19 protein-coding genes and 2 pseudogenes are annotated in these 21,758 nt (G+C 73.4%); 12 read left to right on the top strand and 9 right to left on the bottom strand.

Going from position 1 to position 21,758, the window contains the following annotated elements:
• Positions 1-133: 133 nt before the first annotated feature.
• From rpsB to BN2279_RS20275, 9 genes are all read left to right on the top strand, one after another.
• The gene (gene rpsB / locus BN2279_RS20315; protein ID WP_059011679.1) at positions 134-1,024 is read left to right on the top strand and encodes a 30S ribosomal protein S2; all 891 of its coding nucleotides are present in this window, start codon (positions 134-136) and stop codon (positions 1,022-1,024) included.
• 62 nt (positions 1,025-1,086) lie between these two features.
• Positions 1,087-1,923 carry a translation elongation factor Ts gene (tsf, locus tag BN2279_RS20310; protein ID WP_059011677.1) on the top strand — a complete coding sequence of 279 codons (837 nt, stop codon included), beginning with the start codon at positions 1,087-1,089 and terminating at the stop codon, positions 1,921-1,923.
• Positions 1,924-2,092: 169 nt separating this feature from the next.
• Positions 2,093-2,830, top strand: coding sequence for a UMP kinase (gene pyrH / locus BN2279_RS20305; protein ID WP_059011675.1), 738 nt, complete (start codon positions 2,093-2,095; stop codon positions 2,828-2,830).
• A 47-nt stretch (positions 2,831-2,877) separates the two neighbouring features.
• Complete coding sequence (gene frr / locus BN2279_RS20300) at positions 2,878-3,435, top strand: ribosome recycling factor (RefSeq protein ID WP_059012602.1); 558 nt, start codon at positions 2,878-2,880, stop codon at positions 3,433-3,435.
• Positions 3,436-3,505: 70 nt separating this feature from the next.
• On the top strand, positions 3,506-4,513 hold the full coding sequence (locus BN2279_RS20295; RefSeq protein WP_079032336.1) for a phosphatidate cytidylyltransferase: 1,008 nt from the start codon (positions 3,506-3,508) through the stop codon (positions 4,511-4,513).
• Positions 4,514-4,575: 62 nt separating this feature from the next.
• Positions 4,576-5,682 carry a dual-specificity RNA methyltransferase RlmN gene (gene rlmN, locus BN2279_RS20290; RefSeq protein WP_059011673.1) on the top strand — a complete coding sequence of 369 codons (1,107 nt, stop codon included), beginning with the start codon at positions 4,576-4,578 and terminating at the stop codon, positions 5,680-5,682.
• A gap of 175 nt (positions 5,683-5,857) precedes the next feature.
• Entirely contained in the window at positions 5,858-6,940 is a 1,083-nt protein-coding gene (locus BN2279_RS20285) for a thiamine ABC transporter substrate-binding protein (RefSeq protein WP_059011670.1), read from the top strand.
• Positions 6,937-8,565 (top strand): ABC transporter permease, encoded by a 1,629-nt coding sequence (locus BN2279_RS20280; protein WP_059011668.1) that lies wholly within the window; start codon positions 6,937-6,939, stop codon positions 8,563-8,565. The genes BN2279_RS20285 and BN2279_RS20280 overlap by 4 nt, the downstream gene beginning before the upstream one ends.
• Before the next feature lie 2 nt (positions 8,566-8,567).
• Positions 8,568-9,611, top strand: coding sequence for an ABC transporter ATP-binding protein (locus BN2279_RS20275; protein WP_059011666.1), 1,044 nt, complete (start codon positions 8,568-8,570; stop codon positions 9,609-9,611).
• A 25-nt stretch (positions 9,612-9,636) separates the two neighbouring features.
• Here the strand turns inward: BN2279_RS20275 and BN2279_RS31565 are convergent, their stop codons facing one another.
• The 3 genes and pseudogenes from BN2279_RS31565 to BN2279_RS20260 form a co-directional block, all read right to left on the bottom strand.
• Positions 9,637-10,104, bottom strand: a complete 468-nt coding sequence (locus BN2279_RS31565) for a hypothetical protein (protein ID WP_059011664.1) — start codon at positions 10,102-10,104, stop codon at positions 9,637-9,639.
• Positions 10,105-10,400: 296 nt separating this feature from the next.
• Positions 10,401-10,928 (bottom strand): annotated as a pseudogene (locus tag BN2279_RS31560) (hypothetical protein); the annotation flags it as partial.
• Positions 10,910-11,533 (bottom strand): annotated as a pseudogene (locus tag BN2279_RS20260) (ABC transporter ATP-binding protein); the annotation flags it as partial. The pseudogenes BN2279_RS20260 and BN2279_RS31560, both read right to left, overlap by 19 nt.
• A gap of 416 nt (positions 11,534-11,949) precedes the next feature.
• Here BN2279_RS20260 and BN2279_RS20255 point away from each other — a divergent pair.
• Positions 11,950-13,383 (top strand): gamma-aminobutyraldehyde dehydrogenase, encoded by a 1,434-nt coding sequence (locus BN2279_RS20255; RefSeq protein ID WP_059011660.1) that lies wholly within the window; start codon positions 11,950-11,952, stop codon positions 13,381-13,383.
• Positions 13,384-13,422: 39 nt separating this feature from the next.
• Here BN2279_RS20255 and BN2279_RS20250 read toward each other — a convergent pair whose 3' ends face one another.
• The gene (locus BN2279_RS20250; protein WP_059011658.1) at positions 13,423-14,112 is read right to left on the bottom strand and encodes a glycerophosphodiester phosphodiesterase; all 690 of its coding nucleotides are present in this window, start codon (positions 14,110-14,112) and stop codon (positions 13,423-13,425) included.
• The gene (locus BN2279_RS20245; protein ID WP_059012598.1) at positions 14,100-15,122 is read right to left on the bottom strand and encodes an adenosine deaminase; all 1,023 of its coding nucleotides are present in this window, start codon (positions 15,120-15,122) and stop codon (positions 14,100-14,102) included. Before BN2279_RS20245 ends, BN2279_RS20250 begins: the two co-directional genes overlap by 13 nt.
• A gap of 100 nt (positions 15,123-15,222) precedes the next feature.
• Here BN2279_RS20245 and BN2279_RS28730 point away from each other — a divergent pair, with 100 nt between their 5' ends.
• The gene (locus BN2279_RS28730) at positions 15,223-16,131 is read left to right on the top strand and encodes a DUF4190 domain-containing protein (RefSeq protein ID WP_059011656.1); all 909 of its coding nucleotides are present in this window, start codon (positions 15,223-15,225) and stop codon (positions 16,129-16,131) included.
• A gap of 136 nt (positions 16,132-16,267) precedes the next feature.
• Positions 16,268-16,720 (top strand): hypothetical protein, encoded by a 453-nt coding sequence (locus BN2279_RS20235; RefSeq protein WP_059012596.1) that lies wholly within the window; start codon positions 16,268-16,270, stop codon positions 16,718-16,720.
• A 313-nt stretch (positions 16,721-17,033) separates the two neighbouring features.
• Here BN2279_RS20235 and BN2279_RS20230 read toward each other — a convergent pair whose 3' ends face one another.
• From BN2279_RS20230 to gabT, 4 genes are all read right to left on the bottom strand, one after another.
• The gene (locus BN2279_RS20230; RefSeq protein ID WP_059011654.1) at positions 17,034-17,873 is read right to left on the bottom strand and encodes an alpha/beta fold hydrolase; all 840 of its coding nucleotides are present in this window, start codon (positions 17,871-17,873) and stop codon (positions 17,034-17,036) included.
• A 4-nt stretch (positions 17,874-17,877) separates the two neighbouring features.
• Positions 17,878-18,486, bottom strand: a complete 609-nt coding sequence (locus BN2279_RS20225) for a TetR/AcrR family transcriptional regulator (protein WP_059011653.1) — start codon at positions 18,484-18,486, stop codon at positions 17,878-17,880.
• Between the two features lie 143 nt (positions 18,487-18,629).
• On the bottom strand, positions 18,630-20,129 hold the full coding sequence (locus tag BN2279_RS20220) for an FAD-dependent oxidoreductase (RefSeq protein WP_059011652.1): 1,500 nt from the start codon (positions 20,127-20,129) through the stop codon (positions 18,630-18,632).
• Between the two features lie 191 nt (positions 20,130-20,320).
• The gene (gene gabT / locus BN2279_RS20215) at positions 20,321-21,679 is read right to left on the bottom strand and encodes a 4-aminobutyrate--2-oxoglutarate transaminase (protein ID WP_059011649.1); all 1,359 of its coding nucleotides are present in this window, start codon (positions 21,677-21,679) and stop codon (positions 20,321-20,323) included.
• Positions 21,680-21,758 lie beyond the last annotated feature (79 nt).

Raw genomic sequence — 21,758 nt, 5'->3', positions numbered from 1 at the left:
CCCCGGTGGCCGCGCATCTCGGTCCATGGAGCTGTCTGCCGCACAGGCACTCCCCGGCACTGCGCGCGGGGGCGTCAGGAGCGCCGGTCACCCGGCCGGCGCTGACAACCGAGCATCCACAAGGAGAACGGCCATGGCCGTCGTCACGATGCGGGAGCTGCTGGAAAGCGGCGTCCACTTCGGGCACCAGACCCGTCGCTGGAACCCGAAGATGAAGCGCTTCATCTTCACCGAGCGCAACGGCATTTACATCATCGACCTGCTCCAGTCGCTGTCGTACATCGACCGCGCCTACGAGTTCGTCAAGGAGACGGTGGCGCACGGCGGCACCGTCATGTTCGTCGGCACCAAGAAGCAGGCCCAGCAGGCGATCGCCGAGCAGGCGGCCCGGGTCGGCATGCCCTACGTCAACCAGCGCTGGCTCGGCGGCATGCTCACCAACTTCTCGACCGTGCACAAGCGGCTCCAGCGCCTCAAGGAGCTGGAGCAGATCGACTTCGACGACGTCGCCGCCTCCGGCCTCACCAAGAAGGAACTGCTCGTCCTCTCCCGTGAGAAGGCGAAGCTGGAGAAGACGCTGGGCGGTATCCGCGACATGCAGAAGGTGCCGAGCGCCGTCTGGATCGTGGACACCAAGAAGGAGCACATCGCCGTCGGCGAGGCCCGCAAGCTCAACATCCCGGTCGTCGCGATCCTCGACACGAACTGCGACCCGGACGAGGTGGACTACAAGATCCCGGGCAACGACGACGCGATCCGTTCGGTCACCCTGCTCACCCGGGTGATCGCCGACGCCGTCGCCGAGGGCCTCATCGCCCGGTCCGGTGCCGCCGAGGCCAAGGACGGCGAGAAGCCGGCCGGTGAGCCGCTGCCCGAGTGGGAGCGCGATCTGCTGGTGGGCACGGAGGCCAAGGCCGAGGAGCAGGCCGCCGAGGACCAGCCGGCCGCGACGGCCGAGCAGCCGGCCGAGGAGCAGGCCGCTCCCGCCGCCGAAGCCGTGGAAGCCCCCGCCGAGCAGGGCTGACGCGGACGACAGGCCCGGCGGCGGGGCAAGCGATCCGAACGACTTCCGGGAAGAGAATCACCATGGCGAACTTCACCGCCGCCGATGTCAAGAAGCTCCGCGAGCTCTCCGGCGCCGGCATGATGGACTGCAAGAAGGCCCTGGACGAGGCCGAAGGCGATGTCGCGCAGGCTCTGGAGATCCTGCGCGTCAAGGGCCAGAAGGGCGTGGCCAAGCGCGAGAGCCGCACCGCCGAGAACGGCGCGGTCGTCTCGATCATCGCCCCGGACAACGCCTCCGGCGTCCTGGTCGAGCTCAAGTGCGAGACCGACTTCGTCGCCAAGGGCGAGAAGTTCCAGGCCGTCGCCGGCGCCATCGCCGAGCACGTCTTCGCGACCGCGCCCGCCGACCTGGCGACGCTGCTCGCCTCCGAGATCGAGGGCGGCAAGACGGTCAAGGAGTTCGTGGACGAGGCCAACGCGTCGCTGGGCGAGAAGATCGTCCTCGACCGGTACGCGCGCTTCGCCGGCGGCTATGTCGCGACCTACCTGCACCGCACCAGCCCCGACCTGCCGCCGCAGGTGGGCGTCCTGGTCGAGCTGGAGCAGGAGAACGCCGAGGTGGCCAAGGACGTGGCGCAGCACATCGCCGCGTTCGCGCCGCGCTTCCTGACCCGCGACGAGGTGCCGGCCGACGTGGTCGAGAGCGAGCGCCGCATCGCCGAGGCCACCGCGCGCGAGGAGGGCAAGCCCGAGGCGGCCCTGCCGAAGATCGTGGACGGCCGGGTGAACGGCTTCTACAAGGAGAACGTCCTCCTCGACCAGCCTTTCGCCAAGGACAACAAGAAGACCGTGCAGAAGGTCCTCACCGAGGCCGGCGTCGCGCTGAAGGGCTTCGCCCGCTTCCGCGTCGGCGCCTGATCCCGGCGGAACGGACGCCGCCCGGCTATTGTCGGGCGGAAGCCCGTCCGGCCGCGGGTCGAACCGGCCGTACGACCGCAGTCGTGACGAGGAGGCCATTGCCCAGCAGGGGAACCGTACGGATCCACTGGCAGTGGCCTCCTTGGTGTGTGCGCACGAGGAGAGTTCCATGAACCAGGACGACAAAGCCCGGCGTTTCCTGCTGAAGCTGTCGGGAGAAGCCTTCGCGGGTGGCGGAGGGCTCGGCGTGGACCCCGATGTCGTGCACAAGATGGCCCGGGAGATCGCCGCGGTGGTACGGGACGGCGCGGAGATCGCCGTCGTGATCGGCGGGGGCAACTTCTTCCGCGGGGCGGAACTCCAGCAGCGCGGCATGGACCGGGCGCGCTCCGACTACATGGGCATGCTCGGCACGGTGATGAACTGCCTGGCGCTCCAGGACTTCCTGGAGAAGGAGGGCATCGACTCCCGGGTGCAGACCGCCATCACCATGGGGCAGGTCGCCGAGCCGTACATTCCGCTGCGGGCCGTGCGGCACCTGGAGAAGGGCCGCGTGGTCATCTTCGGCGCGGGCATGGGCATGCCGTACTTCTCCACCGACACCACCGCTGCCCAGCGGGCCCTGGAGATCCACGCCGAGGCGCTGCTGATGGGCAAGAACGGTGTCGACGGGGTATATGACTCGGATCCGGCGAAGAACACCGACGCGGTGAAGTTCGACGCGCTCGACTACGGCGAGGTCATCACCCGGGACCTGAAGGTCGCCGACTCCACCGCCATCACCCTCTGCCGTGACAACAAACTGCCGATCCTGGTCTTCGAACTGCTCGCGGAGGGCAATATCGCCCGTGCCGTGAAGGGTGAGAAGATCGGCACACTCGTCAACAGCCAGGGCCGACGGGCCTGAAGGCCCGTCACCTCATACGCGTCAACACATCGAACCAGGAGCACGTGGTGATCGAAGAAGCCCTCCTCGAGGCCGAGGAGAAGATGGAGAAGGCGGTCGGCGTCGCCAAGGACGACCTCGCCGCGATCCGTACCGGCCGCGCCCACCCTGCGATGTTCAACAAGATCGTGGCCGAGTACTACGGCACCATGACCCCGATCAACCAGCTCGCGTCGTTCTCGGTGCCCGAGGCCCGCATGGCGGTGGTGACGCCGTTCGACAAGAGCGCGCTGCGCAACATCGAGCAGGCGATCCGGGACTCCGACCTGGGTGTCAACCCGACCAACGACGGTCACCTCATCCGCGTGGTCCTCCCCGAGCTGACCGAGGAGCGGCGCCGGGAGTTCATCAAGATCGCCAGGACCAAGGGCGAGGACGCGAAGATCTCGATCCGCGGGGTCCGCCGCAAGGCCAAGGAGATCATCGACAAGGCCGTCAAGGACGGCGAGGTCGGCGAGGACGAGGGCCGGCGCGGCGAGAAGGAACTCGACGACACCACGGCCAGGTACGTCGCCCAGGTGGACGAGCTGCTCAAGCACAAGGAGAGCGAGCTGCTCGAGGTCTGAGACCTCCGCCGAGGACGCGGGCGCCGCGCATGCCGCGGGCGCCATGGACCGCTGAAGGACGCTGTCACCTGTGAACGATTCATCCTGGGGGCCGCCCCGGGCCGCCGGGTTCTACGAGCCGCCCGAGCCCGCCCGGGCCGTACCGGCGGGTCCCCTGCGCGATTCCGGTGAGGCGGCGCAGACTCGCCCTATGTCGATCGTGCCCGAGCCAGGCGGCGTGCCGGAGCAGCGGCCGGACGGCGGTGACGGGAAGCGGAGCAGGAAGCGGGCGGGCCGGGATCTGCCCGCCGCGATCGGGGTCGGGCTGGCCCTCGGCGCCGTGGTCCTCGCCTCGCTGTTCGTCTACAAGCCGGTCTTCGTCGGCGTGATAGCGGTGGCCGTGGTCGTGGGGATGTGGGAGCTGTCCTCGCGGCTGGCCGAGCGCAAGGGAATCCGGGTGCCGCTGCCGCCGCTGGCGGTCGGCGGCGCCGCCATGGTGGTGAGCGGCTATCTGCGCGGCCCGGAGGGCGCCTGGGTGGCCGCGGCGCTGACCGCGCTGGCCGTGCTGGTCTGGCGCATGGCCAGGCCGCCGGAGAACTACCTGCGGGACGTCACGGCGGGCGTGTTCGCCGCGTTCTACGTCCCCTTCCTGGCCACGTTCGTGGCCCTGATGCTCGCCGCGGACGACGGTGCCTGGCGGGTGCTGACGTTCATACTGCTCACCGTGGTCAGCGACACCGGCGCCTACGCCGTCGGGTGGCGGCTGGGCCGGCGCAAGCTGGCGCCGCGCATCTCGCCGGGCAAGACCCGGGAGGGGCTGGCCGGTGCCGTCGTGTTCGCCATGGCGGCCGGGGCGCTGGCCCTGGAGTTCCTGATCGACGACGGCGTCTGGTGGCAGGGGCTGGTGATCGGCCTGGGCGCCGCGCTCAGCGCCACCCTCGGCGACCTGGGCGAGTCCATGATCAAGCGGGATCTCGGCATCAAGGACATGGGCACGCTGCTGCCCGGCCATGGCGGGATCATGGACCGGCTGGACTCGCTGCTGCCGACCGCCCCGGTGGTCTGGCTGCTGTTCCTGGCGTTCGTCGGGGCCGGCTGAGCCCGCGGCCGAGGCACCGGGCGGGCCGGGTCGTCCCGCCGGTCTGCGACACTTGACGCATCATGCCTGTACCAGGAGAGCTCACGTTCGTCGCGCCGCGCGGGGCCGCCAAGCCCCCGCGGCATCTCGCCGACCTCACCCCGGACGAGCGCCGCGAGGCGGTCGTCGCGCTGGGCGAGAAGCCGTTCCGCGCCCGCCAGTTGTCGCGGCACTACTTCGGGCGCTTCGCCGACGACCCGGCCGCCTGGACGGACGTCCCGGCGGCGGCCAGGGAGCGGCTGGCCGGTGAGCTGCTGCCCAGGCTGATGACGGTGGTGCGGCATGTGAGCTGCGACGACGGCGCCACCCGCAAGACGCTGTGGCGGCTCCACGACGGCACGCTCGTGGAGTCGGTGCTGATGCGGTACCCGGACCGGGTCACCATGTGTGTCTCCTCACAGGCCGGGTGCGGGATGAACTGCCCGTTCTGCGCCACCGGTCAGGCGGGTCTGGAGCGGAACCTGTCGACGGCCGAGATCGTGCACCAGATCGTGGACGGCATGCGCGCCCTGCGCGACGGCGAGGTGCCGGGCGGCCCGGCGCGGCTGTCGAACATCGTCTTCATGGGCATGGGCGAGCCGCTGGCCAACTACCGGCGCGTCACGGGTGCCATCCGCCGGCTCACCGACGCCGACCCGGACGGCGCCGGCCTCTCGCAGCGCGGCATCACGGTGTCCACCGTGGGCCTGGTCCCGGCGATGCGGCGGCTGGCCGACGAGGGCTTCTCGTGCCGGCTCGCGGTCTCGCTGCACGCGCCGGACGACGAGCTGCGGGACACGCTGGTGCCGGTCAACACCCGGTGGAAGGTGCGGGAGGTGCTGGACGCGGCGTGGGAGTACGCCGAGAAGTCCGGGCGCCGGATCTCCGTCGAGTACGCCCTGATCCGGGACGTCAACGACCAGGCGTGGCGTGCCGATCTGCTGGGCCGGCTGCTCAGGGGCCGTGGCGCGCACGTCAATCTGATCCCGCTCAACCCGACGCCCGGGTCGAAGTGGACCGCGTCGCGGCCGGAGGACGAGCGGGCGTTCGTCGCCGGGCTGGCGGCGCACGGCGTGCCCGTCACCGTCCGGGACACCAGGGGCCAGGAGATCGACGGCGCGTGCGGACAGTTGGCGGCGGCCGAGCGGTAACCACGCGGCTGCTATCGTTCGAAAACACAACAATCACACAGTCCGACAGGGGAGCGCTCGCAGCGCTGAGAGTGCGGCACCGGCCGCAGACCCTCGAACCTCGCCCGGGTCATGCCGGGTAGGAAGTCCGGATCGCTCTCGTCCGTGCCGCGCGCCCCCGCGAAGGAAGCGCCAGATGAGACGCACCGCCACGACAGCCCTGAGCGTGAGCACGGCTCTGCTCACCGTCACCGTCCTCACCGCCTGCGGCGACGGCGGCGGGAACGGTGACGACGCCGAGGGCGGTGGCGGCGGCAAGGTCACGCTCGTCGCCCATGACTCGTTCCTCGTCTCCGACGAGGTCCTCGCGGCGTTCACCGAGCAGACCGGCTACACCGTCGAGGTGCTGCGCGGCGGCGACGCCGGGATCGTCGTCAACCAGGCCGTGCTGTCCAAGGACAACCCGCAGGGCGACGTCCTCTTCGGCGTCGACAACACGCTCCTGTCCCGCGCCCTGGACGCCGGGATCTTCGCCCCCCACGAGGCGGCGGGCCTGGCGGACGTCCCCGAGGAGATCAGGCCGGGTGACGGCGAGCACCGCGTCACCCCGGTCGACACCGGCGACATCTGCGTCAACTACGACCGCGCCTGGTTCGCCGAGCGCGACCTGGCGCCGCCCGCCACGTTCGACGACCTGGCCGACCCGGCCTACGCGGACCTGCTCGTCGTGGAGAACGCGGCCACCTCCTCGCCCGGCCTCGGCTTCCTGCTCGGCACGGTCGCCGCGTACGGCGAGGACGGCTGGCGGGACTACTGGGAGCGGCTCGCCGACAACGGCGTCGAGGTCGTGGACGGCTGGGAGCAGGCGTACAACGAGCGCTTCTCCGGCGCGGGCGGCGGCGACCGGCCGCTGGTCGTCTCCTACGCCTCCAGCCCGCCCGCCGGGGTGTACTACGGCGGCGACGACCGGCCCGAGGAGGCGCCCACCGGCGTGGTCACGGCGACCTGCTTCCGGCAGATCGAGTACGCGGGGCTGCTGGCGGGCGCCGCGAACCCCGAGGGCGGCCGGGCGCTGATCGACTTCCTGCTGAGCCGCGCGTTCCAGGAGGACATGCCGTTGCAGATGTTCGTCAACCCCGTCCTGCCCGACGCCGAACTGCCCGACGTGTTCACCCGGTACGCGGAACCCGTCGAGGAGCCGCTGACGCTCGCGCCCGACACGATCGCCGCCAACCGCGACGCCTGGGTCGAGGACTGGACCTCCCTGGTCGTCAGGTGACGCGCGCCGGATGGACCCGGCTCGCGCTCCTCGCGCCGCCGGTCGCCTTCCTCGGCGTCTTCTTCGCCTGGCCGGTCGCCGCGATCACCGCGCGCGGGCTGCGGGTGGACGGCGGGGCCGCCGAGGTGCTGACCGACGCCGACACCCTGCGCGTGCTGGGCTTCACCCTCTGGCAGGCCGCCGCCTCGACCGCGCTGACGCTGGCCCTGGCGCTGCCGGGCGCCTACGTCTTCGCGCGGCTGGCCTTCCCCGGCAAACGGCTGCTGCACGCCGTGGTCACCGTGCCGTTCGTGCTGCCGACCGTCGTGACCGGGGCGGCGTTCCTCGCCCTGGTCGGCCGGGGCGGGCTGCTGGACGAGCTGTGGGGCGTACGGCTGGACACCGGGGTCTGGGCGATCCTGCTGGCACACGCCTTCTTCAACTACGCCATCGTCGTGCGGACCGTCGGCGGCCTGTGGGCGCGCCTCGACCCGCGCCAGGAGGAGGCCGCTCGGGTGCTGGGCGCCGGGCGGTTCGCCGCGTGGCGGACGGTGACGCTGCCCGCGCTCGTCCCCTCGGTGGCCGCGGCGGCGCCGATGGTCTTCCTGTTCACGTTCACCTCGTTCGGGATCGTGCAGATCCTCGGCGGGCCCCGGTACGCCACGCTGGAGGTGGAGATCTACCGGCGGACCGCGCAGCTCCTCGACCTGCCGACGGCGGCCGTGCTGACGCTGCTCCAGTTCGCCGTCGTGGCGGTGCTGCTGGGCGCGCACGGCCGGATCGCGCGCCGTGGGGAGAGCGCCCTGGCGCTCGTGGACCCGGCGCGCACCGTCCGCCGGCCGCGCGGCGCGGCGCAGTGGGGACTGCTCGGCGGGACCCTGACGGTGATCGCGCTGCTGCTCCTGCTGCCGCTGGCGGTCCTCGTCGAACGGTCCCTGTCCGGGCCCGACGGCTACGGGTTCGCCCACTACCGGGCGCTCACCTCCGCCGAGGGCGGCACGTTCCTGGTCGCGCCCTGGGAGGCCGTGGGCAACTCGCTGCGCTTCGCCGCCGTCGCCACCGTCGTCGCGCTGGTGGTCGGCGGGCTCGCGGCGGCGGCGCTGACCCGGCGGGCCGGGCGGTTCGCGCGCGGCTTCGACGCGCTGCTGATGCTGCCGCTGGGCACCTCCGCCGTGACGGTCGGGTTCGGCTTCCTGATCGCGCTGGACGAGCCGCCGCTGGACCTGCGGTCTTCCTGGATCCTGGTCCCGCTGGCGCAGGCGCTGGTCGGGGTGCCGTTCGTGGTGCGGGTGATGCTGCCGGTGCTGCGCGCGGTGGACGACCGGCTCCGGCAGGCCGCGGCCGTGCTCGGCGCCTCGCCGCTGCGGGCGTGGCGGGAGGTGGACCTGCCGCTGGTGCGGCGCGCCGTGCTGGTGGCGGCGGGATTCGCGTTCGCCGTGTCGCTGGGGGAGTTCGGGGCCACCGTGTTCATCGTCCGCCCCGACGCCCCGACGCTGCCGGTCGCCGTGGCGCGGCTGCTGGGCCGGGCCGGCGAGCTGAACTACGGGCAGGCGATGGCCCTGAGCACGGTCCTGATGCTGGTGTGCGCCCTGACCCTGGTGGCGCTGGAGAGTCTGCGGCCCCTGCGGACGACGGAGCTGGTGTGACCATGCCGAAGATACTGCTGGAGACCGAGGGGCTGACCGTCCGTTACCAGGGCCGCACCGCCCTGGACTCCGTCGGCCTGCGGGTGGCGGAGCACGAGACGGTCTGCGTGCTCGGACCCAGCGGCGGGGGCAAGTCCACGCTGCTGCGCGCCGTCGCCGGACTGACGGATCTCGACGCGGGAACGGTCCGGCTGGCCGGCCGGGACCAGGCCGGGGTGCCGACGCACCGCCGCGAGGTCGGGCTCATGTTCCAGGACCACCAGCTCTTCCCGCAGCGGGACGTCGGCGGCAACATCGCGTTCGGCCTGCGGATGCGCCGCGTGCCCCGGGCCGAGACCGGGCGGCGGGTCGCCGAACTGCTCGATCTGGTGGGGCTGCCGGGCGCCCAGCGCCGCGCCGTGGACGCCCTGTCGGGCGGGGAACAGCAGCGGGTGGCGCTCGCCCGCGCGCTGGCGCCCGGCCCCCGGCTGCTGATGCTGGACGAGCCGCTCGGCCAGCTCGACCGCGATCTGCGGGAGCGGCTCGTCGTCGAGCTGCGGCAGCTCTTCCGCCGCCTGGGCACCACGGTCCTGGCCGTCACCCACGACCAGGGCGAGGCGTTCGCACTGGCCGACCGGGTGGTGGTGATGCGTGAGGGGCGCGTGGCGCAGACCGGCACCCCGGTGGAGGTGTGGCGGCGGCCGGCCGACGCGTTCGTCGCCCGGTTCCTCGGCTTCCGCAATCTGGTCCGGGCCACGGTCGGGGCGGACGGTACCGCGCGGACGCCCTGGGGACCGGTTCCGGTGCCCGAGGGCACCCCGCCCGGCCCGTGCCGGCTCCTCGTCCGGCCGTCGGGCGTCCGGCTCACCGCGCCGGGCGCCGACCCCGCCGGCCCGCGCGCGACGGTCGGCGCCCGCACGTTCCGCGGCGACCATGTGCTGCTGCACCTCGACCCCGAGCGCGGGCCCGCCCTGGAGGCGGCGTGTCCGCTGCGCGACGCCCCGGCGGAGGGCGAGGCGGTCGGGGTCGCGTTCGACCGGGCGGATGTGGTGGCGCTCCCGGAGTGAGCCCGACGCGCCCGGGCGTGCGGGGTCAGTGCCCGGCCGGCAGGGCGATCAGGTAGGCGGCCAGCCAGGTCACCGGTGCCAGCACCGACACCAGCACCGTGGCCCGCAGCACGGCCGCGCCGCGGAGCAGCGTGCGCGGGGCGCCGAGCCTCGACAGGGCGGCGGTCGCCGTCCGGCGGGCCGCCCGTCCCTCGTCGGCGACGGTCGCCACCGTTCCCAGCGCGCAGGCCAGCACCACGGCGGCGCCGAGGGCGCCGAGCGGGCCGAACCCGTCCAGCCCGTCCAGCTCCCGCGCCGCCAGCAGCGCGGCCGACGCGGCGACCAGGGCGCCCAGCGGGCGGCCGACCCGGCGCGCCTCCTCCTGGAGCGCCCGCCCGGCCAGCAGCCGCAGCACGCCCGGCCTGCCGCCGGACAGCAGCCGCCCGCACAGGTGGACCAGGCCCGGCGCGGCCAGCACGATCCCGGCCGCGATCAGCAGCCAGCCGGCGACCACGCCCGCGGTGACACCGCCCAGCGCGCCCGGAAGCGGCAGCCAGCCGTCGGGCGCGGGGGCGGAGGCCGCCGCGTCGTTCCCGGCGTAGGCGCTGAGCGCGATGCCCCCGGTGATCAGGGCGGTGCCCCAGGGCAGGCCCTGTATCTTATACTCATCAGAAGCTGTGGACGTAGAGGACAGTCCGATACACGTGCGGTACCGCTACTCTAGCAACCGTAGCGAGCGACTATGCGCCGGTCCGGCTGCAGACTCGTATTTCGGTCGGGAGATACGGCTGCAGACAAGTTCTGCACCAGTCCCCTCGGCGGCAGCGGCAGATGTGTAAAAGGAGCGGGCGAGCCCCCGGCCGCGGCGGCGGCGGGCGCGACGGCCAGCAGGGTCAGCGCGGCACCCAGCGGCAGCGAACGGCCCGCCCCGAGCGTCCCGGCCGCGGCACCGCCGAACGGCAGCCCGATCAGGTCGCCCCGCAGGTGCAGGAAGAGCAGCAGCGCCAGGCCGCTGCCCACCGTTCCCGCCAGGGCCGTGGACATCGCGGCGAGCACCGGGACGCGCGCCGGGCCGAGCCCCGCCATGTCGAGGCCCGAGGCGGGCCGCGTGGCCGGGTCCGCCCGGGCGACGGCGATGGCGAGCTGGACGTTCGCGGCCAGGGGCACGGCGCACCAGGCCAGGCGGAGCGCCGCCGAGCGGCCTTCGCCCGGGTGGCCGACGGCGTAGGCGAGGGCGCTGAGCAGCAGGAACCCGACGCCGGCCGCCGCGCAGACGAGGAGCAGTCTGCGGCACAGCGCCGTCGGGTCCGCGCCGCGGGCTAGGCGGAGAGCGAGCATGTGGCTGTGTGGGGCGCGCCGGACGCGCGGCCGTCGAGGAGGTGGACCGTCCGGTCGGCCAGGGTGGCGACCTCGGGGTCGTGCGTCGCGATGACCACGGTGATGCTGTGCGAGCGGCCCGCCGTGGTCAGGGTCCGCAGCACCTGCGCCCGGTCGGCGCGGTGCAGCGGCGCGGTCGGCTCGTCCGCGAACAGCACGTCGGGCTGGTGCACCAGCGCCCGCGCGATCGCGACCCGCTGCCGCTGGGACTGGAGCAGCGCGGTGGGCCGTTTGCGGGCGCAGTCCCCGACGTCGAGCCGGTCGAGCCACTCCATCGCGGTCCGGCGGGCCTTGCGGTGGCCGGTGCCGGCCAGCAGCAGCGGCAGCGCGGCGTTCTCCCAGGCGGTCAGCTCGGGCAGGAGCTGCGGGGTGTCGCCCACCCAGCCGAAGCGGTCGCGGCGCAGCCGCTCCCGCGAGGTGGGGGTGAGGGTGTGGACGGGCATGCTGTTGAACCAGACCTCGCCCTCGGCGGGCACGAGCTGCCCGGACAGGCAGCCGAGGAGCGTGCTCTTGCCGCAGCCGCGCGGTCCGGTGACGGCGAGGATCTCGCCCTGGCGGACGCCGAGGCAGACTCCGAGCAGCGCGGGCGAGCCGTGGTGGGCGTAGTGCACACCGCGTGCCCAGAGGACGTCGTTGTCGGGTGGGGCCATGTCTCCGGCACCTCCGCTCGTAGCGGTTCTGACTCCCCCGGCCGGGTGAACGAACGGCCGGGGAATCGGTCACGGACTCCTCCGCACGCTGACACAGCCCCGCGGGGCCCGGACGGCGACTCGGCGGGTTGTCCGCAGAATCCTCCGAACGGTGCACCGGGGGCCTGGGCTGGCGAAAGATTTCCCTTCTGATGGGGAAAAGCAAGCTGTTTTTCCTTCGTGTTCCGGTGTGGCGCGGAAGGATCTGCTGGCTGTGGCAGTGTGGTGTGACCGGGGTGGGGCATAGGCTGGGAGGCCCGACAGGGGTCGGGCCGGGAAGGCAGGAGGGTGCCGTGACGACCGAACCGCGCCGTGTGCGCAACTACATCGACGGGGAGTTCCGGGACGCCGCCGACGGGCGGACCACCGATGTGGTGGACCCGGTGACCGGGCTGGCGTTCGCCACGGCGCCGCTGTCCGGCGCGGCCGACGTGGACGCCGCGATGGCCGCCGCCGCCGCTGCCTTCCCGGCCTGGCGCGACACCACGCCCGCCGCCCGGCAGATGGCGCTGCTGCGCGTCGCGGACGCGTTCGAGAAGCACGCGGACGAGCTGCTGGCCGTCGAGTGCGAGAACACCGGCAAGCCGCTGGAGCTGACCCGGCAGGAGGAGCTGCCGCCGATGCTCGACCAGATCCGGTTCTTCGCCGGGGCCGCGCGGATGCTGGAGGGGAAGTCGGCGGGGGAGTACATGGAGGGGATGACCTCGTTCGTGCGGCGCGAGGCGATCGGTGTCTGCGCGCAGGTCACCCCGTGGAACTACCCGGTGATGATGGCGGTGTGGAAGTTCGCCCCGGCGCTGGCCGCGGGCAACACGGTCGTGCTCAAGCCGTCCGACACCACCCCGGCGTCGACCGCCTTCGTCGCCGGGCTGCTGGGCGACATCCTGCCGCCCGGCGTCCTCAACGTGGTCTGCGGCGACCGGGACACCGGGCGGCTGATGGTGGAGCACCCCACCCCCGCCATGGTCTCGATCACCGGCTCCGTGCGGGCCGGCACCGAGGTGGCGGCCAGTGCCGCGAAGGACCTCAAGCGGGTCCACCTGGAGCTGGGCGGCAAGGCACCCTGCGTCGTCTTCGAGGACGCCGACCTCAAGGCGGCCGTCGAGGGCATCCGCGACGCGGGCTTCTTCAACGCCGGGCAGGACTGCACGGCCGCCACCCGGGTGCTGGTCCACGAGTCGGTCCACGACGACTTCGTGGCCGCGCTCACCAAGGCGGCCCAGGAGGTGAGGACGGGCGACGTCACGGACCCCGACTGTTTCTACGGCCCGCTGAACAGCCCCGCGCACCTCGCCAGGGTCACCGCCTTCATCGACCGCCTCCCGTCCCACGCCACGGTCGTCACGGGCGGCCACCGGGTGGGCGAGCGCGGGTTCTTCTACGCGCCGACCGTGGTCACCGGCTGCCGCCAGGACGACGAGATCGTGCAGCGGGAGGTCTTCGGACCGGTGATCACCGTGCAGAAGTTCACCGACGAGGCACAGGCCCTGGCGTACGCCAACGACGTGGAGTACGGGCTGGCGTCGTCGGTGTGGACCACGGACCACGCGCGGGCCATGCACATGTCGCGGGCCCTGGAGTTCGGCTGCGTCTGGATCAACACCCACATCCCGCTGGTCGCGGAGATGCCGCACGGCGGCTTCAAGAAGTCCGGGTACGGCAAGGACCTCTCGGCCTACGGTCTGGACGACTACACCCGCGTCAAGCATGTGATGACCGCGCTGTGACCCGCGGCGGCGCCCGGCGTCCCGCGCCGGGCGCCGTGCTCAGCGGCCGGTCGCGCCCAGCACCGAGCGGAGGACCGCGACGCGGTTGGTGGTGATCGCCGTGACGCCGAGGGCCAGCAGCCGCCGCATCGTGCGGCGGCTGTCCGCCGTCCACGCGGCGACCCGGTAGCCGTCGGCCCGCGCGCGTTCCACCGTCTCGCGGGTGATGAGCCCGAAGCGGTAGTTGAGCCAGCGGGGCCGCACCTCGGCCAGCAGCGCGTCGCGCGGACGCGCGGCGCGCTTCCAGGTGAGGGCGATCTCCGCCGCCGCGTCGGCCGCCCGCACCGCGCGCAGCGCGGCGACGTCCCCGCAGTACCAGACCCGCGCCCCCGTGCCGGTCTCGCGGACCACGGCCATCGCCGCCAGCGCGGTCGCCGAGGCCCGCTCCGGCAGGTCGATCAGCGTCCGCACCGGCGCCGTCACCGCCAGCGCCTCGGCCAGCGTCGGGACGCCGCCGCCCGTCAGCTCCGCGATGCGGCGGGCCGTCAGCGACGCCACCGGCAGGTCGTGACCCCACAGCCGCTTCAGCGTGGCGTCGTGCACCACCACCGGCACGCCGTCGGCCGAGAGGCGGACGTCCAGCTCGACGGCGTCGGCCCCGGCGGCGATGGCGGACCGGAAGGACGCCAGGGTGTTCTCCCGGACCCGGTACGGGTCGCCGCGGTGGGCGACCGCGATCACCCCGGCCACGTGGCCAGGTGGGCGTCGATCTCCGCCGCGAGCCGGGCCTTGCCGGCCGCGTCCATGAAGGAGACGTCGACGGCGTTCTTCGCCAGCGCCGCCACCCCGGCCGCGTCCAGGCCCAGCAGGCGCGCGGCGACGCCGTACTCGGTGTTGAGGTCGGTGCCGAACATGGGCGGGTCGTCGCTGTTGATCGTCACCAGCACCCCGGCGTCCACCATCTGCCGCAGCGGGTGCTCCTCCAGCGAGGGCACCGCCCGGGTGGCGACGTTGGAGGTGGGGCAGACCTCCAGCGGAATCCGGTGCTCGGCCAGGTACGCCAGCAGCTCCGGGTCGCGGACCGCGCTCGTGCCGTGCCCGACGCGCTCGGCGCGCAGCTCCCGCAGGGCGTCCCAGATCGTCTGGGGTCCGGTGGTCTCGCCCGCGTGCGGGACGCTGTGCAGCCCCTCCGCGATGGCCCGGTCGAAGTACGGCTTGAACTGCGGGCGGGGCCAGCCGATCTCGGGCCCGCCCAGGCCGAACGCCACCAGCCCGTCCGGCCGCAGGTCGCACGCGAGCCGCGCGGTCTCCTCGGCCGCCGGGAGGCCCAGCTCGCCGGGGATGTCGAAGCACCAGCGCAGCACGACGCCCAGGTCGCGCTCGGCGCCGGTCCTGGCGTCCTCGATGGCCTCCATGAAGGCGACGTCGGGGATGCCGCGCATCACCGACGTGTGCGGGGTGACGGTCAGCTCGGCGTAGCGGATGTTCTGCCGGGCCATGTCGCGGGCGACCTCGTAGGTCAGCAGCCGCACGTCCTCGGCGTCCTTGATGAGCGAGACGACCGCGATGTAGACCTCGACGAAGTGGGCGAAGTCCCGGAAGGTGAAGAACGCGGCCACCTCCTCGGGGTCCTTGGGCACCGGGGAGTCCGGGTGCCGGGCGGCCAGCTCGGCGACGATGCGGGGGGAGGCGGATCCCACGTGGTGGACGTGCAGTTCGGCCTTGGGCAGGCCGGCGATGAACTCGGTCAGGTCGGACAACGGGCCCTCCGGCGTCGGTGGCATGCCAGCTCATCGTAGGCGGGGGTCCCCGGCGGGCGGGCGGCCCGTAGGGTGAGCACCCTGAAGATATGGAGGTGCTGTGGCCGCAGAGCAGCCGTACAACCCGTTCCGTCCGCCGGACGCGAGCGCCGCCGCGGTCGCGCCCCCACCGCCTGCCGGGCCGGTGGCCCCGGTGCCGCCGCAGCCGTACGGATACCCGGCCCACCCCGGGGGGCCCGCCGGGTACCCGCCGGGGTGGGCGGCGCCGTACCCGCCGGTCCCGTACCCGCCGATGCCGCGCAACGGCATGGGCACGTCGTCGCTGGTGCTCGGGGTCGTCGCCGCCGCGCTCTGCTGGACCTTCATCCTCAGCGTGGTCACGCTCGTCCTCGGCGTCCTCGCGGTGATCTTCGGTGTCGTCGGCCTCCGGCGCGCACGCCGGCGCGAGGCCACCAACGGCGGTGTGGCGCGGGGCGGTCTGTGGACCGGCGTGGGCTCGGCCGCCGTCTCCGCGGTGCTCACCGTGCTCCTCTTCGTCTGGGCCCTCGCGCCGGTTCCCGTGGTGTCCGCGGCGGGGGCCGACTTCCTGGCGGACACCGGCGACCAGGTCGCCTTCGACGACGGCCTGGTGGTGGTGGCCGACGCGCCGTCGGTGAACGCCGACGGCGGCTACTCGGTGCGGCTGCGCCTCGCCAACGAGGGCGACGAGGACATCGCCCTGGACGGCTCCCGGCTGACCGCCGCCTGTGACGGCGAGGCGGTCCCGGGCGACGGCGTCGAGCCCGAGCAGCGGCTGACCGGTGTGCTGCGGCCGGGGGAGACGACGGCGGCCGGTCACCGGATCGCGTGCCCGGGTGGGCACGCGGAGATCCTCGCCCTGGACCTCCGGCCGGGCGACGACCACGAGACCGCGTACTGGGAGCTGGACCTGCCCAGCGGTGGTGGCGCCGGTGACAACGGTGGCAGTGGTGACGGCGGTGGCGGCGGATCGGGCGGGCTCGACGCCTGACGCGCCGCCGCACGCGGAAGTTCACCGCGAAATGACGTGAAGTGGCGTAAGAATGCGCCGAGTTCGCCCTCCTACCACGTGACCCGACCGGCCCGGACCCCGGGCCGGGGGGGCGAGGAGGCGCGGCATGAGCGGCATGGGCGGGACCAGGACGGCGATGGAGTGGCTGGCGTCGGCGGCGCCGGACCCGGAGGCGTGCCGCTGGGAGTGGGAGCGGCACCCGATGGGGGTGGCCCTGCTGCCCGCCGGGCGGTTATGGGATGTGCTGATCCTCTCCGGCGAGCTGGGACATCCCACCTTCGACGTGCTGGCCCGGCTGATCGACCGGCCGGGTCCGGTGCTGGCGGACCACGGGAGCGCGCGGGGGGGATTCTTCGTGCCGCCCGGCACGGCGGGCCGCTGGCTCGGCGCGGGGATCCGCGCGGGGGGGCGCGGCAGTTGGATCGTGGTGCCGCATCCGACCCGCACGGCGCACGGGGTGCGCTGGCTGGTCCCGCCGGACGGCTCGGGGCTGCTGACGGACACGGCCGTGCTGGAGATGGCGATGCACGAGGCGGCGGCCGGTATCCCGCGGTCGGGCGGCGACTGACCGGGCGGGCGCCGGTGAACGATTGACTGCCCCGGAGCAGTGGGGGAGAGCTCCGGGGCAGTCAAGTGGTTCGCCGGCCGGACGGCCGCACGCCCCGGGGGGTGTGGGGCGGGCGGATCCGGTCCGTCATGGAGTAACGGGAGTCTGGCTGCTCTCGCTTCCGCCTCGACCGTACTGCGGGACCGGCCGGGCCGGAGGGGCCCGCCGCGGATCCGCATCACATCCCCGCACGTTCTTCATGGGCTGTGGGACGGCGGGGAGGAATCACGTTCGCCGGTCCGGCCGGCGCCGCTCGCCGTGGGTGCGCGCCCGCTCATCGGGCGGTGGCGGGCCACAGCTTCAGGTGCGGCACCAACAGCTCGGCGAGCTCGCCGGGGGCCTGGTCGGGGATCCAGTGGCTCACCCCGGCCAACGTCACAAAGGTGTAGGGCCCCTGGACATGGCGGGCGCAGCGCCGCGCCGCCTGCCGGGAGATGGCCACGTCGCCGTCGGACCACACGAACAACGTCGGACGGCGTACCGGCGTGCGGGCGGCACGCGGGTTGACCAGTGGCATGGCCCGGTACCAGTTGATCGCGGTGCGCAGCGCTTCCGGGCCGGAGAACCAGGCCGCGTCCCGCCGGGCCTGCTCCGGGGACAGACCCAACCGGATCAGCGTCCGGACCGGGTCGACGAGCAGCAGCCGTTCGGGCAGCCACGGCAGTTGGAAGGCGTACATGTACCAGGACTTCAGCCCCTGCACGCTGGTGAACATCGACGTCAGGAACGCGGAAGGGTGCGGCACGGACAGGGCGGTCAGGCTGGCCACCCGCTCGGGGTGGGCGGCGGTCAGGGCCCAGGCCACCGCCGCGCCCCAGTCGTGGCCGACCACATGCGCCGGGCCACCGCCGGTCCGGGCGTCGATCAGGGCGACGACGTCGGCCACGAGCTCTTCCATCCGGTAGGCGAGGCGTCCGCGCGGGCTGGCGCTCGGGCTGTAACCGCGCTGGTTCATCGCCAGGACGCGGTAGCCGTGCGCCGTGAGCAGCGGGGTCAGCGCGTCCCAGCAGTCGGCGTGCTGGGGGAACCCGTGCAGCAGCACCACGGGCTCACCGGCGGCGGGCCCGCTCTCGGTGATGTCGAACTCCAGCCCGGCTCGGTTGATCGTGGCCATCGGCTCACTCGCTCTCGGGGTCGGGGTGGGTGGCGAGTCCGCGCAACAGGGTCCGGACGAGCGCGGCGTAGTGGGCGTCGTAGTCGGTGACGAACGCGATACCGCGCAGCTCCAGACTGGTCGCGCCGTGGCACCCCGCCCAGATCCGCTGGGCGATCTCTTCGGGGTCACCGGGCCGCAGGTGCCCGGTCGCGATGGCGAGCCGGACCGCGTCGATCAGTCGCTCGAACGCCGCGTGCGCCATCATGCGGACCTCCGCGGACGGCTCGAACCCCGCGATCGACCGGTCGAACATCAACCGGTACATCGCGGGGTTGGCCAGCGCGAACGCGCGGTAGTTGCCCACTCCGGCGGTGATCGCGCCGAGGGGATCGGCGGCATCGGGCCGGACCGTGACCGCAGCCGCGAGTTCGGCGAACCCTTGTTCGAGCAGCGCGTTGAGGATGCCGTCCTTGGAACCGAACCGGTTGTACACCCCCATCGGGGCCACCGCGGCGCGCGCGGCGATGTCCCGGATCGCCAGCCCCGAGGGGCCGCGCTCGTCGAGCAGCTCACGGGCCGCCCGCAGCAGCGCCTCGCGGACCACCAGCGCCGAGGTCCGCCCGCGGCTCACCTCCGCCCCCGGGGGCGGAGGGGCGGTGTCCGGGACGAGGCGGGCGACGGAAGCGATGGCATGCGGCCATGCAACCACGCCGCCGTCGGTCGACGGGAACGGACATGTCGCCGGTCCTGGCGAGGCCGGCCACGGCAGCGATGTCACGTGACGGCTCCGTGTTGCCCCGGCACCACCGGCCCCGGCGTCGGCCCACCGCCGGTCTCGGGGTGAGCGTCGGGCAAGGCGCGGACGGCCGCCAGCGAGGCGTCCGTCAGGCCGAATTCCTGGCTGGGGACGCCGAGCCGTCCCGCGAGCGCCGCCCGGGCGACCCGCACCGGCACCCGGGGGCCGAACAGCGTGGCCGGTGACGCCATCATCATGATCAGGTCGAAGTACCTCTCGGAGAGGTACGGGTCGGCCACGGCCGCGCGCAGCACCAGATCGATCCAGCGCCGCACGGCTCGTCCGCCGCGCCGTGGTCGCGCCCCGTGCAGGGCGATCCCCGGCCAGCGCAGGTCCTCGCTGCCGGCCACCATCCACGCGGTCGCGACGTTCTTGGCGAGCCGGCGCTGGAACTCCCGCTCGAAGCCCGGCCGGACGCCGCCGCGCGACGGGTCGGCGTGGTCCCGCAGGCATGCGTCCAGGACCAGCGCGTCGGTGGCGGCCACGGTCATGCCCTGGCCGTAGATCGGGTTGAACGCGCACACCGCGTCGGCGGTTGTCACGAAACCGGACGGCCATCCGGCCAGCCGCTCGAAGTGGCGCAGCCGGTTGACGAGCGTGCGATGGCCCCGGATCGGGGTCAGCGGACGGGCGATCCGGACGCACTCGTAGACCGTCGGATCAGGCAGGTCGCGGGCCCACCGCAGGAACCCCGCCTCGTCGGTGGGCGGCGCGGCGCCGGCGAAACCGCCGAGGGTGACGTGCCACTGGTCCTTCTCGATGCCCAGCACCAGCCCGCTCCGGGGGTTGTCGGGGGCCCGGCCGTTGATCACGATCCCGGACCAGTCGCCGGGAAATCCGTCGGGTTTGGCGTAGAAACGCGACGCGTAGCCGATGCCGGAGGTGATGGTCTCCTCGGCCACCTCGCCGTAGCCCAGCTCCCGCAACCAGTCCGGCGCCTTGGAGCCGCGCCCGCTCGCGTCGACCACCAGATCGGCGGCGAGCACGGAGGTGGCGCCGACGCCCGCGCCGCGATGACGCACCCGCACACCGGTGACCCGCCCGGAGCCCGGCCGGGCCGCCGGGCCGCCGGTGTCCAGGCCCACCGCCTCCGTTCCCCCCAGCAGCCGCAGCCGGGAGTGCGCGGCCAACCGCTCGCGGATCTGCCACTCCAGCAGGAACCGGCTGTGGACCGTGAACTCGGCGTTGACCGGCTTGAGCGGCAGCGGCCCGAAGGGCGACACCACCTGGAACGGCACGCGGTCGCATTCGACGGTCGCCCCGGCCGCCCGCAGGTCCTCCTCGATCCCCGGGAACAGCTTCTCGACGATCTCCCGGCCGCGCAGCAGCAGGCCATGCGCGTGGTGCGACTGCGGCACCCCGGACCGGTGCGTCGGCGACTCCGGGAAACGGTCCCGGTCGAGCACGGTGACCCGGTCGAAGTGATCGAGAAGTACCCGGGCCGCCAGCAGGCCGCCCATGCCGCCCCCGATCACCACCGCGTTCCCGCGCGCCGACGCCGGCGTGTGGTGCGGATCCCGTCGGGACCCAGGTGTCGTCCTGATCATCGCGACCTCCAGTGGAACAGTGCCCTGAAGTAATAGATCGACGTAATGCGAATATAGAACGCTGTTATATAGCTGGCAAGCCTGGTTCGGCATCGGTTCGTTCGGGTGAGCGAGTGGTGCGCTCACAGCCCGGTCAGGGCGTCCTCCAGGATGTCGAGGCCCTCCGTCAGCAGGTCCTCGCCGATGACCAGCGGCGGAAGGAAACGCAGCACGTTGCCGTAGGTGCCGGCGGTGAGCCCGATCAGGCCCTCGCGGTGGCAGGCGGCGGCGACGGCCGCCGTGGTCGCCGGGTCCGGCTCCTTGGTACCGGGCCTGACCAGTTCGGCGGCGAGCATCGCGCCGCGTCCGCGCACCTCGCCGATGACCGGGTGCCTCGCGGCCATCGCCAGCAGCCGCGGCTTCGCGATCTCCTCGATCCGGCGGGCCCGGGCGGGCAGGTCGAGGTCGCGCATCGTCTCGATCGCGCCGAGGGCGGCGGCACAGGCGACGGGGTTGCCGCCGTACGTGCCGCCGAGGCCGCCCGCGTGCACCGCGTCCATGATCTCGGCCCGCCCGGTCACGGCGGCCAGCGGCAGCCCGCCCGCGATGCCCTTCGCGGTGGTGATCAGGTCCGGGACGATGCCCTCGTCCTCGCAGGCGAACCAGTGTCCGGTGCGGCAGAAGCCGGTCTGGATCTCGTCGGCGACCAGGACGATGCCGTGCTCCTTCGCGAACGCGGCCAGGCGCGGCAGGAAGCCCCGCGCCGGGACGATGAACCCGCCCTCGCCCAGCACCGGTTCGATCACGATCGCCGCGGTGTTCGCGACGCCGATCTCCTTGGTGATCCGGTCCGCGACGAGGGCGGCGGCCTCCTCGGCGCAGTTCCCGGGGCCGGTCAGCCAGCGGAACGGGTAGGCCACGGGCACCCGGTGGATCTCGGGCGCGAACGGGCCGAAGCCGTGCTTGTACGGCATGTTCTTCGCGGTCAGCGCCATCGTGAGGTTGGTCCGGCCGTGATAGCCGTGCTCGAACACCACCACCGCCTGCCGCCCGGTGTGGTAGCGGGCGATCTTCACCGCGTTCTCGACGGCCTCGGCGCCGGAGTTGACCAGGACCGACTTCTTCGCGTGGTCCCCCGGGGTGAGCCGGGCCAGCTCCTCGCAGACCTCGACGTAGCCCTCGTAGGGCGTGACCATCGCGCAGGTGTGCGTGAAGCGTCCGAGCTGCTCCGCGGCCCGGCGGACCCCCGCGTCGGCGCTGTTGCCCACGCCGGTGACGGCGATGCCGGAGCCGAAGTCGATGAGCGCGTTGCCGTCCACGTCCTCGGCGATGCCGCCCCCGGCCCGCCGCGCGAACACCGGCAGCACGGACCCCACCCCGGCCGCGACGGTGGCCAGCTTCCGTTCCATCAGCTCCCGCGACACCGGTCCGGGGATCTCGGTGACGAGCCGGCGCTCCTGGGGGAGGGACGGGCCTCCGGACGGTCCTGGCGTGGCACTCATGAGGCGCTCCTGGGGCGAGGGGGCTGGTACGGTCGCTCACCCGCAGGCTAGGGCCGTCCCCGGCCGTCCGGGACGAGCC

This window comes from Streptomyces specialis, from assembly GCF_001493375.1.
Lineage (GTDB): Bacteria > Actinomycetota > Actinomycetes > Streptomycetales > Streptomycetaceae > Streptomyces > Streptomyces specialis.
The sequence above is the reverse complement of the archived record's forward strand: the minus strand, read 5'-3'. Positions and strand labels throughout refer to the sequence as shown.